This window comes from Arthrobacter zhaoxinii (genome assembly GCF_025244925.1).
Classification (GTDB): Bacteria; Actinomycetota; Actinomycetes; order Actinomycetales; family Micrococcaceae; genus Arthrobacter_B; species Arthrobacter_B zhaoxinii.
Window position 1 is genome coordinate 3,108,719 of sequence record NZ_CP104275.1, and the last position, 14,444, is coordinate 3,123,162.

At 66.5% G+C, this 14,444-nt stretch carries 13 protein-coding genes and 1 other RNA gene; 8 read left to right on the forward strand and 6 right to left on the reverse strand.

What is annotated here, in order from left to right; genetic code table 11:
* The first annotated feature begins 4 nt into the window (after positions 1-4).
* Entirely contained in the window at positions 5-1,567 is a 1,563-nt protein-coding gene (locus N2K95_RS14465) for an ATP-binding protein (protein ID WP_260652102.1), read from the forward strand.
* Between the two features lie 143 nt (positions 1,568-1,710).
* The gene (locus N2K95_RS14470) at positions 1,711-2,187 is read left to right on the forward strand and encodes a GtrA family protein (protein ID WP_260652103.1); all 477 of its coding nucleotides are present in this window, start codon (positions 1,711-1,713) and stop codon (positions 2,185-2,187) included.
* A 16-nt stretch (positions 2,188-2,203) separates the two neighbouring features.
* Here N2K95_RS14470 and N2K95_RS14475 read toward each other — a convergent pair whose 3' ends face one another.
* The 6 genes from N2K95_RS14475 to N2K95_RS14500 all read right to left on the reverse strand — a co-directional run bounded on the left by N2K95_RS14475 (position 2,204) and on the right by N2K95_RS14500 (position 6,993).
* Positions 2,204-3,583 (reverse strand): NAD-dependent succinate-semialdehyde dehydrogenase, encoded by a 1,380-nt coding sequence (locus N2K95_RS14475; RefSeq protein WP_260652104.1) that lies wholly within the window; start codon positions 3,581-3,583, stop codon positions 2,204-2,206.
* A gap of 144 nt (positions 3,584-3,727) precedes the next feature.
* On the reverse strand, positions 3,728-4,450 hold the full coding sequence (locus N2K95_RS14480; RefSeq protein ID WP_260652105.1) for a trimeric intracellular cation channel family protein: 723 nt from the start codon (positions 4,448-4,450) through the stop codon (positions 3,728-3,730).
* A gap of 124 nt (positions 4,451-4,574) precedes the next feature.
* Positions 4,575-4,865 (reverse strand): hypothetical protein, encoded by a 291-nt coding sequence (locus N2K95_RS14485; RefSeq protein ID WP_260652106.1) that lies wholly within the window; start codon positions 4,863-4,865, stop codon positions 4,575-4,577.
* Between the two features lie 100 nt (positions 4,866-4,965).
* On the reverse strand, positions 4,966-6,015 hold the full coding sequence (locus tag N2K95_RS14490; RefSeq protein WP_260652107.1) for a glucose 1-dehydrogenase: 1,050 nt from the start codon (positions 6,013-6,015) through the stop codon (positions 4,966-4,968).
* 138 nt (positions 6,016-6,153) lie between these two features.
* Positions 6,154-6,523, reverse strand: a transfer-messenger RNA (tmRNA) gene (ssrA, locus tag N2K95_RS14495).
* Positions 6,524-6,696: 173 nt separating this feature from the next.
* Positions 6,697-6,993, reverse strand: a complete 297-nt coding sequence (locus N2K95_RS14500) for a hypothetical protein (RefSeq protein ID WP_407080092.1) — start codon at positions 6,991-6,993, stop codon at positions 6,697-6,699.
* 147 nt (positions 6,994-7,140) lie between these two features.
* Between N2K95_RS14500 and N2K95_RS14505 the strand changes: the two genes are divergently transcribed.
* The 6 genes from N2K95_RS14505 (at position 7,141) to N2K95_RS14530 (ending at position 14,325) form a co-directional block, all read left to right on the forward strand.
* Positions 7,141-7,803 (forward strand): nucleoside/nucleotide kinase family protein, encoded by a 663-nt coding sequence (locus tag N2K95_RS14505; RefSeq protein ID WP_260652108.1) that lies wholly within the window; start codon positions 7,141-7,143, stop codon positions 7,801-7,803.
* A 134-nt stretch (positions 7,804-7,937) separates the two neighbouring features.
* On the forward strand, positions 7,938-8,858 hold the full coding sequence (locus N2K95_RS14510; protein ID WP_260652109.1) for an SMP-30/gluconolactonase/LRE family protein: 921 nt from the start codon (positions 7,938-7,940) through the stop codon (positions 8,856-8,858).
* A 53-nt stretch (positions 8,859-8,911) separates the two neighbouring features.
* On the forward strand, positions 8,912-9,988 hold the full coding sequence (locus N2K95_RS14515) for a CdaR family transcriptional regulator (protein ID WP_260652110.1): 1,077 nt from the start codon (positions 8,912-8,914) through the stop codon (positions 9,986-9,988).
* 96 nt (positions 9,989-10,084) lie between these two features.
* Positions 10,085-11,314 carry a glycerate kinase gene (locus N2K95_RS14520; protein WP_260652111.1) on the forward strand — a complete coding sequence of 410 codons (1,230 nt, stop codon included), beginning with the start codon at positions 10,085-10,087 and terminating at the stop codon, positions 11,312-11,314.
* A 55-nt stretch (positions 11,315-11,369) separates the two neighbouring features.
* Entirely contained in the window at positions 11,370-12,725 is a 1,356-nt protein-coding gene (locus N2K95_RS14525; RefSeq protein WP_260652112.1) for a GntP family permease, read from the forward strand.
* 133 nt (positions 12,726-12,858) lie between these two features.
* Complete coding sequence (locus N2K95_RS14530) at positions 12,859-14,325, forward strand: amino acid permease (RefSeq protein WP_260652113.1); 1,467 nt, start codon at positions 12,859-12,861, stop codon at positions 14,323-14,325.
* Positions 14,326-14,444 lie beyond the last annotated feature (119 nt).

Below are 14,444 nucleotides of genomic sequence, written 5' to 3' on the forward strand. Positions count from 1 at the left end.
GACCGTGGACCTGGATTTCCAGCTCGATTACCGCGCCCTGTCCCAGTCCGCTCCGTCGGGGTATTTCGTCACCCTGGCGGACGGTACGGTGGTGGACGCCAACGGCACGGCACTACGGTGGATCGGCAAGACCCTGGAAGAGGTCCGCGGCACCAGCCTGTTGAAGCTGCTGCCCGTGGGCGACCGGATTGTGTACACCACCCATGCAATGCCTCAGTTGCAGCTGAACTCGGCGTTCGCCGAACTTGCCGTCGACCTCCTGGGGCCGGACGGCCAGCGCATCCCGGTCCTGCTCTCCGCCACGCGCTCACCCGCCGCCGACGGGCGGCCGGTGCTCGACCAGGTGGTTGCGTTCTACGCCCACGAGCGCCGGTTGTATGAGCGGGACCTGATTTCCGCTCTGCGCACCGCCGAGGACGCCGAGGCCGCCCGTGCCGAGGCGGAAGCCAGCCTCACCGCGCAGGCAGTGGTGCTGCAGGAAAAGGACGTGGTGCTGCAGGCCTCGCTGCTCGAGAGCCTGCGGAAGGAGTCGATGCTCGAGACCATCCTGAATACGGTTCGGGTAGGCGTGGTGGTTATTGGCGAGGACGGCCGGCGCATCCTGACCAACTCACGCCAGATCCTCCACGAACGCCTGGCCCGGCCTACCTACACCATCAATCCAACTGAAGCCGAGATGCTGATCTTCGGGCCGGACCGAACCACCCTGATCCCGATGGGACGGCGTCCGGTGCAGCGGGCCATCCTGGGCGAGTCCTTTTCAGACCAGCTGGTCTGGTACGGGAGCGGTGAGGAACAAAAGGCGCTGAGCGTCTCGGCCCGCTCCGTGAAGGGCGACGGCGACGCCTTCCGCGGCTCCGTGATCGCCTACAGCGACGTCACCGGGCTCGTCAACGCCGTAGCGGCCAAGGACGACTTCGTGGCCAATGTGTCCCACGAGCTGCGCACACCGCTGACGTCGATCATGGGTTATCTGGAACTGGCACTGGACGAAGAAGACGTCATTCCGGCGTATGTGGCCTCCTCGCTGAAGGTCGCCCAGCGGAATTCCGAGAAACTCCTGCACCTGGTTTCGGATCTGCTGTCCGCCGCGGCCGGATCCGCCCACGTACAGCAGGAAGTCACAGACCTCAGCGAACTGATCCGGGCCGGCATCACCTCCGCCGCGCCTCGCGCCGAAATCAACTGCGTGACCATTGTCGCCGAGGTCCCCGAGACCCTGCCCGCCCTGGTGGACCCCAAGCGCATCTCCCAGGTGCTGGACAACCTGCTTTCCAACGCGGTGAAGTACTCGCCCGACGGCGGCCGGGTGACGGTCAGCGCGTGGCGCAGCGAGGACGGGGCGACCGTCCTTCAGGTGGCGGACTCCGGGATCGGCATGACCGAAGCCGAGCAGTCCGAGGTCTTCACCAAGTTCTTCCGCTCGGGTACCGCGCGTCGGGCGCAGATCCCCGGCGTCGGGCTGGGCCTGGTCATCACCAAACGCATTGTGGAGGAACACGGCGGCACCATCGCCATGCAGAGTGAGGCCGGCAAGGGCACTGTCTTTACGGTCACACTGCCCTGATCCGGCTTGCATTTGCGCGGATTTTGAGGCCAAAAGCGCTTTGTGCCATTATCCGAAAGGTAAAAGTCCCTCCCCGCGTGCGCGCACCCGGTGAGGGCAGGAAGCTGCTTCCCGCAGCAATGCGTTGAATGGATTTTTCGGTAATGGCAGAAACCAGCAAGGTGCGCGCAATCGTCCGCCGTCTGGGCTCTTTTTCAGCAGTCGGCGCCGTCGCCTTCGTGGTTGACGTAGGCCTGTTTAATATTCTCTCTGCCACGCTGGTGCCCGACCAGCCGATCGTAGCCAAGACCATTTCCGTACTCGCGGCCACCACTGTTTCGTGGCTGGGCAGCCGGTACCTGACCTTCCGGAAGCTGCGCACCCGGAGCATCCGCAGCGAGACGCTGCTTTTCGCCCTGACCAATCTGGTGGGACTGCTCATTTCCACGGGCTGCCTGTACATCTCGCACTACGTGCTGGATTTCCGCAGCACCTTTGCGGACAACATTTCGGGCAACGTGGTGGGCATCGCCCTGGGCAATATCTTCCGCTACTTCGCGTACCGGTACGTGGTGTTTAACGGGCCGAGCGACCGCGCGGGGCAACCGGAAACGGAACCGGAAAGCACCCGCGCGGCCTAGCCGCTTCCGCGCGGGGTTACTTCTTCTGCGGGGTGCGGATCAGCTTCTTGTTGACGAACTCGGCCATGCCGAACCGGCCCAGCTCGCGGCCGACGCCGGAGCGCTTGACGCCGCCGAAGGGCAGGTCCTCCTGCGTGCCGGAGGTGCCGTTGATCCAGACCATGCCGCTTTCCAGCTGGTCGGCTACGTTCAGGGCGCGGTTTTCGTCGGTGCTGAACACCGCGCCGCCGAGGCCGAACGGGGAGTTGTTGGCCAGTTCAATGGCTTCTTCCTCGCTGGAGACCTTGTAGATGACGGCCGCGGGGCCGAACAGCTCTTCGGAGAACGCCCGCATTTCGGGCGTGACGTCGGTCAGGACGGTGGGCTGCACATAGGCGCCCGGGCCGTCGATCAGGCTGCCGCCGGTGTGCAGGGTGGCGCCCTTGTCCACGGCATCGCGGATCTGCTCCACCAGGCCGTCGGCTGCTGCCTGCGTGGAGAGCGGACCGAACCGGGTTTCCGGCTGGAGCGGGTCGCCGGGCTCAATGGCGGCCATCCGCGCGGTGAACTTCTCCACGAAGTCGTCGTAGAGGTCCTCCATCACAATGAAGCGCTTGGCGGCGTTGCAGGCCTGCCCGCCGTTGCCCATCCGGCCGATTACTGCGGCCTTGACCGTGGTGTCCAGGTCCTCGGTGTCCAGGACGATGAACGGATCGCTGCCGCCGAGTTCCAGCACGTACTTCTTCAGGTTCCGGCCGGCGACCTCGGCGACGGCGGACCCTGCCCGCTCGGAACCGGTCAGGGAAACGCCCTGGATCCGCGGATCGGCGATGATGTCCGCAGCCTGCTCGTTGGTGGCGAACAGGTTGATGTAGGCACCCTCGGGGACTCCGGCGTCGGCGAAGATCTGTGCCATCGCCAGGGCGGACTGCGGGCAGTTGTTGGCGTGCTTGAGCAGCACCGTGTTGCCCAGCATCAGGTTCGGACCGGCGAAGCGGGCCACCTGGTAGTACGGGTAGTTCCAGGGCATGATGCCCAGCAGGGCGCCCACGGGCTCGGTGCGGACCACGGCGTTGCCGCCGCCCTTGACGTCGAGCTGCTCGTCCGCCATGAAGCCGGGGCCCTGGGTGGCGTAGTACTCGTAGATGTTGGCGGAGAGGGCAACCTCGCTCTTCGCCTCGCGCAGCGGCTTGCCCATTTCCAGGGCAATCAGCTTGGCGAGCTCGTCGGCACGCTCCCGGTACAGTTCCGCAACGCGGGTGATGACCTTGGTGCGGTTTTCCACGGGCTCGTTCCGCCAGCTGGCGAAGGCCTCGTGTGCTGCAGTGACGGCCTGGTTGATTTCGGCGTCGGTGGCTTCAGCGAATTCCTGAAGGGTTTCTCCGGTGGCTGGATTTACGCTCTTGTAAGCACTCATATTGGCCACGCTACTCCCGTAAATCGGGTCTGCAAAAGCCTGGAATTACGGGACTAAATCCGCCTCAGCGCTTGTTGTAGGGCAGCCGCGGACAATCGCCGGAAGGCGGCCGGGAAGGGTGCAACCAGGCCGGTCGCCAGTCCGTCACCGGCGCAGGCGTGCTTTCCAGAACCTCGGGCGCGGCCAGCCCTGGGCCGAGCTGCGGCGGTCCTCCGTGCGGGGGCGCCGGCTGAGCCGGACACTGAATTCCCCGGGTCCGGGCAGCCGCCAGCCGCGCCGGCGGGCTACGGTGCACAGCACGGCGCAGGTGCCGATGGCCACGCCCATGCCCACGTTCTGCAGGCCCAGCTGGTAGAGGATCACCATTTCGACGGCGGCCACCAGCGCGCCCGTGGCGTACAGGGTGTTGCCGCCGAAGATGGCCGGCACCCGGCCCACCACGATGTCGCGGATCATGCCGCCGCCCACGGCGGTGACAACACCGATCAGGATGGCCGGGAGCCATTCGAGCCCCAGTCCCAGCGCCTTGGCCGTGCCGGTGGCGGCCCAGCAGCCCAGCGCGAAGGCGTCGATCACGATGAGGAACCGGTTGGCCCACTTGCCCTTGAGCTCAATGGCATAGGCAATGGCGGCCCCGGCGATGGCCGCAAAGAGATAGGCGGGGTTTGTCAGCGCTACGGGCGTGCCGGCCTGCAGGAGGGTGTCACGCAGCACACCGCCGCCCAATGCAGAGGTGAGGGCGAGGACCAGGAAGCCCACCGGGTCCATCCGCAGCTGCCGCGCCACGGCGCCGCCGAGGACGCCGTTCGCCAGCACACCGGCGAGGTCGACGGCGTCGAACACCGCACTCGGGTCGAAAAGATCCACGCCGCTCCTGCTGTTTCCGTTGCCCGTTCTGCCGCCGCCCATTCTACGTGGCTAGCGCGGGGACACCGCCATCAGCAGGTAGCGGCCCACCGTCCTGGCTGCCGGGATTTGCCCGGCCCGTCGGTCAGCTGTCGTCCCCCTGGGGATACTCGTCGTCGTTCCCGGGGACGTCCGCTTTCTGTTCCAGGATGTCCGCTTCGGACCCCTCGGGATGGACCGGGCCCTCGGGCCCGGCGTCCCCGGTGCCTGGAACTGCTGGAATCTCCTGCTCAATGCCGTCTGCCTCGGAACCGTCGCGGTGGACTTCTCCGGCCGGGCCGGCATCGCCGGCGCCGGGAACCGCGGGCAGTGACTGCTCCGCCCTGTCGGCCTCCGAACCGTCGGGAAGAACCGGTGGGTCAGCGTCCTTGCGCATGTGCGTGCCTCCAATGCGGGTTGCCGTGGCCGCCGCGGGCGGCTTCAGTCTCTTCTGTTTATCACCGAAGCCGCCCGGTAGAAATACCCCGTCGAACCCTCTAGGAGTCCTGCAGGTCCAGCACTACCTTGATGTCGCCGTCGCGGTCCTCGCAGGCCTGTGCATAGTCCGCCAGCGGAACGCGGCGGGAGATCAGCTGCTCCAGCCAGCGGGCGTCGCTCTTGGCCAGGGCCGCAGCGGCTTTGAGGTAGTGGCGCCGGTTGGCGTTGACGGTGCCGAAGACCACGCGGTTGTCCATAACCAGGTTCAGGTTCAGTTCGCCCAGGTCCAAGGGCTGCTCGCCGCCCGGCTCGGAAACGCCGGTGAGGCAGGTGACCGAGTTCTTGGCTCCGTGCTGCAGGACGTCGCGGATTACCGTTGGCACGCCGGTGCATTCGATGATGATGTCCGGCTTGATGCCGGACTCGGGGAGGGTATCCGTGTGGAAGACGGCGCCCAGGTCCTTGGTCAGCTTCTCCTTCGGCCCGTCCTCCTCCAAATCGAAGACGTGCACTTCGAGTCCGCGCTGGACTCCGAACAAGGCACCGAGCAGTCCGACGGGGCCGGCTCCGGTGACGGCGACTACCTGCGGCCGGAAGTAGGCACGGCCGCCGATCCGGTCAATCTGCTCCCAGGCCTTGGCCAGAATGGTGGCCGGTTCCAGCAGCACGCCTACGCGTTCCAGCGAGGGTTCGAGCTTCACCATGTCCTCGGGGTCCCCGCGCCAGTATTCGCGCGCGAAACCGTCGAGCCCTTCGATGCCGTGCTCGGTGTAGGTGCCGGTCAGGCACATGTCCCACTCACCGGCGGCACAGGCCCGGCAGTTCTCGGCGCAGGGGCGGCGGACAATCCCGACCACGAGGTCTCCGGCGGCGAGGTCGGAATCCTCGGGGGCCTCGACGACGCGGCCCAGGTTCTCGTGTCCCATCACCAGGTAGTCCCGGTCCTCGGGCGCGGTGCCGAATTCGGCAGCGATAACCTCACGGTCGGTGGCGCACAGGCCCACCGCGAGGGTCTCCACCAGCACGCTGCCCTCGGCTGCCTCCGGTTCCGGCAGGTCCCGAAGCTCCAGCGAATCCTTCTGCCCCGGGGTGATGATTAGTGCCTGCATGTGTTTCCTTCCCGTGGCTGCCTGCTGTCTGTATCCCAGATTAGCGGCACGGCGGCAGTGCCCGGGAAACGGCTGCGGCCGGGGGCGCAGCCCGCCCGGACACAGAGAAGGCCTGCCCCGGAGGGCAGGCCGTCAAAGTGGTGGAGATGGGGGGAATCGAACCCCCGTCCGGTGTTGTATTGCCAGGGCTTCTCCGGGCGCAGTATGCGTCGGATTTTCTCGGCCCCAGCCATCGTGCATACGAGTGGCTGATCCGGGCCCAGCCGTCAAAATGTCCCGAACACTCCGACGGCGGGAGTGTTCAGCAGTGGCTCTCTAAACGACGCCAGCATCCGGAGCGAGAGCAACTCCGGGCTGACGGACTACTCCGGCTGCTTAGGCAGCGAGAGCGAAGTCAGTGCGCATAGGTTTGGCACTTATTGTTTTGCAGAGAGCGTTAACGAGATAACTCTGCGTTCTCGGCCCGCTTCCCCTGGCTCAACAAACATCGTCGAAACCGATCATCCCCGTATTGAATTACCAATCCAGCTGCAGTCACCGGCTGCCCCGTGCCTGCCTTACGCCCCTTTCGGGACGTCCACTGGATATAACGACGCCGGCCCGCGGATCATTCCCGCTGGATCGCAGCTTTTGATGCTCGTTTCCGATGCACCGGGAGGGACCTGCGGGCCGGCCGAATGGCTAGCGGCGGCGGCCGAAAATCAGGGAGGCCGCGGCCACGGCACCGGTGACGGTGTAGACGGCAGGCCAGGCACCCATCTTCTTGGCCAGCGGGTGGGACAGGCCGAAGGCGGCCACGTAACCGGCGGTCAGGGCCGCTGCGGTGCCCGTTCCGGCGTCGCGCTTCCAGAGGGCAAACGCACCGGCGCCTGCGGCGGCGAGCACCGCCCCGCCCAGCTGGCGGTTACCCGTGGAACGTGCGGTCTTGTAGCCGCCGATCAGGCCGGCGGTGGTGATCAGGGGGGTCAGCAGGGACAAGGTTTTCTCCTCAAGTAGGCAACAGACCCAGCTTATGCCGGGCCCGACGGAGCCGTCTAAGCAAGCACCGTTGGCGGCTGTGGGGGTGCCCTGCCGCAGCCGTCATAGACTGGTCCTCCCCAGGAACAGCCCTGTGAGCGGAGGACCGTGCCAGATTCCCTGACGACTTTGACGGAGCTGAAAAACCGGCTCTCGGCGTTGACTGAGCGGCAGGCAGGAACCGTGATCGTCGGTGTCGCCGGTGCCCCGGGCGCCGGGAAGACCACCCTGGTGGAAGCACTGGTCCGCGAACTGAACGGCGCTTCGGACGACGCCGAGACGCAGCAGTTTGCCCATGTACCCATGGACGGCTTTCACCTCTCGGACCGGGAGCTGGCCCGGCAGGGCCTGCTGGCGCGTAAGGGAGCCCCGGAAACCTTCGATGCCTGCGGCTATGCGGCGCTCCTCGAGCGTCTCCGCGCCCCGCGGAGCACGGTGGTGTATGCCCCCGGTTTTGAACGGACGCTCGAGCAGCCGCTGGCCGGCGACATTCCGGTGTTCCCGGCGGCGAAAGTGATCCTGACCGAGGGGAACTATCTGCTGCTGGACCGGCCTCAGTGGCAGGAGGTCCGGTCCCGGTGCTCGGAGGTCTGGTACTGCGAGCCTGACGATGAGCTGCGCGTGCGGCGACTGGTGGAACGGCACGTGCGGTTCGGCAAGGCGCGGGACCGGGCCGCTGCCTGGGTCCGCGACGTGGACGAACCCAACGCCCGGCTGGTGCAGGGGTCCAGGGAACGCGCCGACGTCGTGATCCGCATGCCCTGGGCCTGACCGCCCCGGAGCAGGCCGGCACGGAAAACCGGCGCGGGCTTTGGGCCGCCGCCCCTGCCTCGCGTATAAAAGGACGCAGACTGCAAGGACGGAAACGGGCCCTCGATGAGCCGCCCTCATAAGGAGACACAAGCATGGACGCACGCCCCTCGATACTGCTGGAAGACGGAGCCTCGCTGGAGCAGGTGGGTACGGGCGCGGTCTGGGCCGAAGGTCCCACCTGGATTCCGGAGCGCAACGCCGTGCGGTACAGCGACGTGCGGTCCAACCGGATCCTCGAATACAGCGAAACCACCGGCGAGCTAAGCGTTTACGGTGCCGACGTGGAGTTCACCAACGGCCGGGCTCTGGACTCGGACGGCTCCGTGGTGCAGTGCTCGCACGGACGCCGGGCCGTCGAACGGGACCGCAACGGCAGCGTGGAAACCCTGGTGGACCGCTTCGGCGACGTCCGCTTCAACTCGCCCAACGACGTCGTGGTGAAATCCGACGGCACCATCTGGTTCTCGGATCCCTCCTACGGCATCGACAACCCGGCCGAAGGCCACCCCGGCGAGCTGGAGTACGGCGACCGGTACGTGTTCCGCTTCGACCCGGCCAGCGGGGACCTCACTGCGGTGATTACCGACATCATGGCCCCCAACGGTCTGGCGTTCTCTCCTGACGAGTCCGTCCTGTACGTCTCGGATACCGCGGAGGAGGCCGTTTCCCCTCACGGCCCGGCGCAGTCCGACGGCAATCCGATCCGTGCCTACGACGTCGTCGAGGGCCGGCAGGCGAAGAACGGCCGGGTGTTCGTGCGGGTTGGCCCCGGCGTGCCCGACGGATTCCGGGTGGATACGGACGGGAACATCTGGTCCTCCGGCGGCGACGGCGTGCGGGTCTTCTCTCCGGCCGGCGAGCTGCTCGAACACATCCCGGTGCCCGAAACCGTCAGCAACGTCTGCTTCGGCGGGCAGGACGGCCGGACGCTCTACATGACCGCGACCACCGGCCTGTACCGGATCCGCACCACGGCCAGCGACGCCGCGGCCGCCCTGCGCGCGGACCGGTAAGGGGCGACGGCGGCGCAGACCGGGCAGCCGTTCGCCCGCTCTAGACTGGGGATATGTCAGCGCCGCTAGGCAGTGCATTGGCGCAACGCGTCGTGGACCGCATCTCCCCCACGCTTCACCACAACGTCAACGTCATGGACGCAGCGGGACTCATCATCGCCTCGCGGGACGCCTCCCGCATCGGGACACTGCACGCGGGTGCCCGGGAGGCCGCAGCCACGGGTAAACCCGTCGTCATCCGGCCCTCCGCGGAACGCGACGGCATGCGGGCCGGCGTGAATTGTCCGATTGAACTCGACGGTGCCGTGGTCGGGGTGGTCGGCCTGACCGGCGCCCCCGACGTGGTGATGCCGCTGGCCGACGTCGTGGTCCTGACCATCCGGCTGCTGCTCGAGCGCGACCGGGAGATGGACAGTACCGCGTTGCGCGAGGCGCGGGACAGGGAACTGCTCGCGCGCCTGGTCAACGGCGGCTCCCCGTCGGTGTCCCTGGAACGGGACCTGGCGAAGGGTTCCCCATCCCTGCCGGGGCCGTGGCGGCTGGCGGCCGTCCTGGACCGCTCCTCCGCAGGTCCTCCCGCCCACCGGCTCCCTGTCCGTTCCGGCCCGGTGGGTGATCTGGTGTCCCGGTCGGGCCGCTACCGCTCGGCTTCGTTCCAGGGCGCCCTCTGGATCCTGCTGGCAGCCCACGACGCCGGAGCGCTCAGCGCCGCGGCGTCGGACAGCGGTTCGGTGCTGCTGCTGGGCGATACCTGCACCGGGACGGAGTCGCTGCAGTCGTCCGCGAGGTCCCTCGGGCTCCTGGTTGCCCGTCCGGAGATCCTCCCCCCGGCATCCGCCGTCCTCCATCTTCGGGAGTTAAGCGCCGAGCTGGCCGTGGCCTGCATGCCCCGCGAAACTGCCGGGCATCTGGCCGCCCGCATAGCTGACCTGACCGACACCCAGCGGACCACGCTGTCCGCTTTCCTGGACGCCGGCGGGTCCTTCTCCGAGGTTTCCCGCGTCCTCTACGCCCACCGGAACACCATCATCCAGAGACTCGACCGCATTGCGGAGGTGACGCAACTGAACCCCCGGAACGCACATCAGGCGTTGACGCTGCGGCTGGGTCTGGTGGCTGCACGTGCATAACCCGTGCGTTATGACCACTAAACAGCTCTAAAAGAGAATACTTAGTGGTCATTTTCGCCATAGGACTGTGAGTATTGACACTCTAATGTTGACAGAGTGCCAAATTCCCGCCCCGCCGTAATTGTCGTCGCGCCCGATTCGTTTAAGGGCAGTGTTTCGGCCGCCGGTGCCGCCGCGGCCATGGCCCGCGGCGCGCGCTTGGCGTTCGGCGCGGCTGCCGAGATCGTTGAGCTGCCAATGGCCGACGGCGGCGAGGGGACACTCGACGCTCTGCTGGCAACCTGGCATCGCCCGCACTTGAGCATGGCAACTACCGACGCGCTGGGACGCCCGAAGGCGGCCCGCTACGGCAGCTCTGCAGACGGCCGGGTCGGCATCATCGAAGCCGCCGAGGGAAACGGTCTCCCTGATGTCTCGGACGTCCCCCTGCAGCCGCTGCGGGCGGACAGCCACGGGGTGGGCACCATCGCTAAGCGGCTCCTGGATGACGGCGCCGAGGAGATCCTGCTGTGTATTGGCGGTTCAGCCAGTACGGACGGCGGAACCGGCCTGCTCACAGCCTTGGGGGCGCGCTTTCTGGACGCAGCCGGCAATCCCGTAGCGCCAGGCGGCGGCGGGCTCGGCAGTATCTGCTCCGTCGACACATCCGGGCTGCATCCGCGTGCGGCCACCGTGCAGTGGAGGATCGCCGTCGACGTGGACAATCCCCTGTGCGGGGAACGAGGAGCGGCGGCGGTTTTCGGGCCGCAGAAGGGTGCAGGCCCGGCGGACATCGAGTTGCTTGACGCCGGTCTCGCCAACCTCGCCCGGGTCCTTGCCGACCTCGCTGCAGGAACCCGGCCACCGGCGGAGGGCAAGTCCGGCCGTCAGGGCCCGCCCTATCTCTCCACCCCCGGTTTCGGTGCTGCCGGCGGCCTGCCGTTGGCGCTGGTTGCCCTGCTCGGAGCAGAAACCGTTCCGGGAGCGGAACTGGTGGCAGACGCGGTCGGCCTCGACGCCGCCCTGGCGCGCGCCGACGTCGTCCTGACCGGTGAAGGCTGCCTGGATACACAGTCGCTGGGCGGCAAAGTGGTAGATGCGGTCCGCCGCCTCGCGCCGGCGTCCGCCCCCGTCCTTGTCGTCGCCGGAACCGTCCAGCTCAGCGCGGCGCAGTGCCGGGAGGCCGGCATCACTGCTGCCGTGTCCATCGCCCGGGGAGCCTCGACGCTCCCCGAACTTACGGCCGCTGCGGACATCCTCATCGAGGACGCCGCTGCCCACATCTGCTCCGCGCTTGCGTTCGACTCCGCCGCACCAAGGAGTTTGGGACTTCACGAAAACTCGTGATTCCATGATTTGCCCTGTTGATGAACACCGAAGTTTTTCACTTTAAAGGAACCCCATGATTGATCTGCTGATATTGCTGCTGCTGGTGATCGGCATCGTCGCCGTCACGGCGAAGCTGAAAATCTCGCCATTCCTCGCCCTCCTCGCAGCCGCCTTTATCGGGGCATTGGCGTTCCGCCTGCCGGTTGAGGAAATCATCCCGACCATTACGACGGCGTTCGGCAACACCATGGGCAACATCGGCCTGGTGATCCTTTTCGGCACGATGATCGGTGTAATCCTTGAGCGGTCCGGCGGCGCGATTGCCATGGCTGACGCGCTGATCAAGGTCCTGGGAACGCGGTTTCCCACCCTGACCATGAGCATCATCGGCTACATCGTGTCCATTCCCGTGTTCTGCGATTCCGGGTACATCATTCTCAACTCGCTCAAGAAAGCCATGGCTGAGCGGGCCAAGGTGTCCCTGGTCGCCATGTCGATAGCGTTGATGACCGGCCTGTATGCCACCCACACAATGGTTCCGCCCACTCCGGGTCCGCTGGCCGCCGCGTCCAACCTGAATGTGGTGGACAGCCTCGGCCTGCTGATTGTCCTCGGCCTCGTGGTGGCCGCAATTTCGGCGGGGGCCGCCCTGCTCTTCGCCAACCGGTTCCTGAACAAGGACGTTGAACTGCTGCCCGTTCCCGCCGAAGAGGCGGACGTGAGCTACGAGGATCTGCGGACCCAGTACGGAAAGCTGCCAAGCGCCTTCATGGCCTTCCTGCCGATCCTGCTGCCTATTGCGCTCATCTGCCTGTCCTCGATAGCCAAGCTGCCCGGCGCGCCCATGGGTAGCGGCGGCCTGTCCGCAACCGTGAATTTTGTCGGCACCCCCGTGGTGGCGCTGGCGCTCGGCCTGGGGGCGGCGGTGTTCCTGCTGCGCGGCAAGGGCAAGCTCGAGTCCTTCAACACCCAGATCACGGATTCCATCGTGCTGGCAGCCCCCATCCTGCTGATCACCAGTGCCGGGGCAGCCTTCGGCGGAGTGCTGGGCAAGAGCTCCATCACCGCTTTCCTGTCCGACAACCTGGCAACGCTGGGTCTGGGCATTGCGGTGCCGTTCGTGATCTCCGCGGCGCTGAAGACGGCGCAGGGGTCCTCCACGGTTGCCATGGTGACGACGTCGGCCATGCTCCTGCCGCTGCTGGAGCCGCTGGGGCTGGCCGGTGGTGCAGGTCCCGTCCTCGCAGTGCTCGCCGTCGGTGCCGGTGCCATGGTGGTGTCACACGCCAACGACTCGTACTTCTGGGTGGTCTCCCAGTTCAGCCGCATTCCGACGGCCACCGCGTACCGCACGCTGACACCGGCCACGGCCGTGCAGGGTGTTGCCGGCTTTGCAGCGGTATGGGTCCTGAGCCTGTTCCTGCTCTAAAGGCGGACGGTGCCCGGCGGAATAAATAGCCGGCGGGGGTACCCGGCCGGCGGACGCAGGTCCATACTTCTGCCGTAGCTGGTGCCGTACACCTTGATTCCGGCCCTGCCGCCGGGCACGGAGGGGAGCCGATATGTCCACAGTCGCCGGAGGCGGTCGTTCTGTTCTCCGCCGCAAGCCCATTGAGGAAATCGACGAGGAGAAAACCGGGAACAAGCTGTTCAAGAGCCTCGGCCTCTGGCAGCTGACGGCCATCGGTGTGGGCGGGATCATCGGCATCGGCATCTTCACTCTGGCCGGGCTCGTGGCCAACGGCGGTGCCGATGCCTCCCCCGTGGGCCCGGCGGTGCTGATCTCGTTCCTGGTGGCCGGCCTGGCCAGCGCCGCCGCGGCCCTGTCCTACGCCGAGTTCGCAGGGATGGTGCCGCGCGCCGGGTCCGCCTACACCTACGGGTATGTGGCGCTGGGCGAACTGATCGGATGGTTCATCGGCTGGGACCTGCTCCTTGAATACACTGCGATCGTGGCTGTGGTGGCCATCGGCATCTCCGGCTATTTCACCGAGTTCCTCGCCGGTTTCGGCATCGACATGCCGGTCTGGATGCAGGGCACCGGGGATACCGTAGAGGGCGGACTGATCAACCTTCCCGCCGCCGTCGTCTGCCTGTTCATCACGTGGATCCTCAGCCGCGGGACCAAGACCTTCGGCCGCTTTGAACTGGTGGCCGTGGGCCTGAAAGTCCTGCTGATTGTGTTCATTGTGGGGCTGGGGTTTTTCTACGTGGACACGGACAATTACACGCCGTTCCTGCCCAGCGGTTTCGGGGCGGTGTTCACCGGGGCGGCCACCGTGTTCTTTGCCGTCTTCGGCTATGACGCCATGAGCACCGCCGCCGAGGAAGCCACGGACGGCAAGAAACACATGCCCAAGGCCATCCTGCTCTCCCTGGCCATTGCGATGGTCCTGTACATCCTGGCTACCCTGGTGCTGACCGGAATGCAGAATTACCAGGACATCAGCCCCACCGCCGGTTTCGCCTCGGCCTTCCAGTCCGTCGGGCTGCCCGTCATCGCCACCGTCATTTCCGCCTTCGCCGTGCTGTCCATCCTCACCGTGATGCTCACGTTCCTACTCGGTGTCACCCGCGTTTGGTTCTCCATGAGCCGGGACGGGCTGCTGCCGGCCTGGTTCTCCGGAACGGACAAGCGCGGCACCCCGCAGCGCGTAACCTGGATCGCCGGCGGCACCTCGGCCCTGCTGGCCGGGTTCTTCCCCATCCGTGCCGTGGCCGACCTGACGAACATCGGCATCCTCGCCGCCTTCGTGGTGGTCTGCGTGGCCGTGATTGTGCTGCGCTACCGCCAGCCGGACGCCCCGCGTGAATTCCGGCTGCCCCTGATGCCCTGGGTGCCGGCGTTCGGGGTGCTGGCCTCCGGATTCCTGATGCTGCAGCTGCATTGGGAAACCTGGCTACGGTTCGGCATCTGGCTGGTGATCGGAATGCTGGTGTACGCGGTCTACGGGTACCGGCATTCCCTGCTCAATCCTCGCAGTCCGAGGCACCTGTCCCTCCGCGCGAATCCCCGGCCGGAAAACTGACCGTACTGCCTCAACACGCAATGTTGCCGGGCATAATATCTTCCCATTCAATAAATACCGGCTATTATCTCGCTTACGGGTTCCGAATATTGAAGCCCTTAGCCGGGGGGAATAGTTAA

Bases quoted from the DNA above. Each gene is read 5' to 3' on its own strand.
- N2K95_RS14470 (WP_260652103.1), top strand. From the start codon at position 1,711: ATGGCAGAAACCAGCAAGGTGCGCGCAATCGTCCGCCGTCTGGGCTCT.
- N2K95_RS14475 (WP_260652104.1), bottom strand. From the start codon at position 3,583: ATGAGTGCTTACAAGAGCGTAAATCCAGCCACCGGAGAAACCCTTCAG.
- N2K95_RS14485 (WP_260652106.1), bottom strand. From the start codon at position 4,865: ATGCGCAAGGACGCTGACCCACCGGTTCTTCCCGACGGTTCGGAGGCC.
- N2K95_RS14490 (WP_260652107.1), bottom strand. From the start codon at position 6,015: ATGCAGGCACTAATCATCACCCCGGGGCAGAAGGATTCGCTGGAGCTT.
- N2K95_RS14510 (WP_260652109.1), top strand. From the start codon at position 7,938: ATGGACGCACGCCCCTCGATACTGCTGGAAGACGGAGCCTCGCTGGAG.
- N2K95_RS14515 (WP_260652110.1), top strand. From the start codon at position 8,912: ATGTCAGCGCCGCTAGGCAGTGCATTGGCGCAACGCGTCGTGGACCGC.
- N2K95_RS14525 (WP_260652112.1), top strand. From the start codon at position 11,370: ATGATTGATCTGCTGATATTGCTGCTGCTGGTGATCGGCATCGTCGCC.
- N2K95_RS14530 (WP_260652113.1), top strand. From the start codon at position 12,859: ATGTCCACAGTCGCCGGAGGCGGTCGTTCTGTTCTCCGCCGCAAGCCC.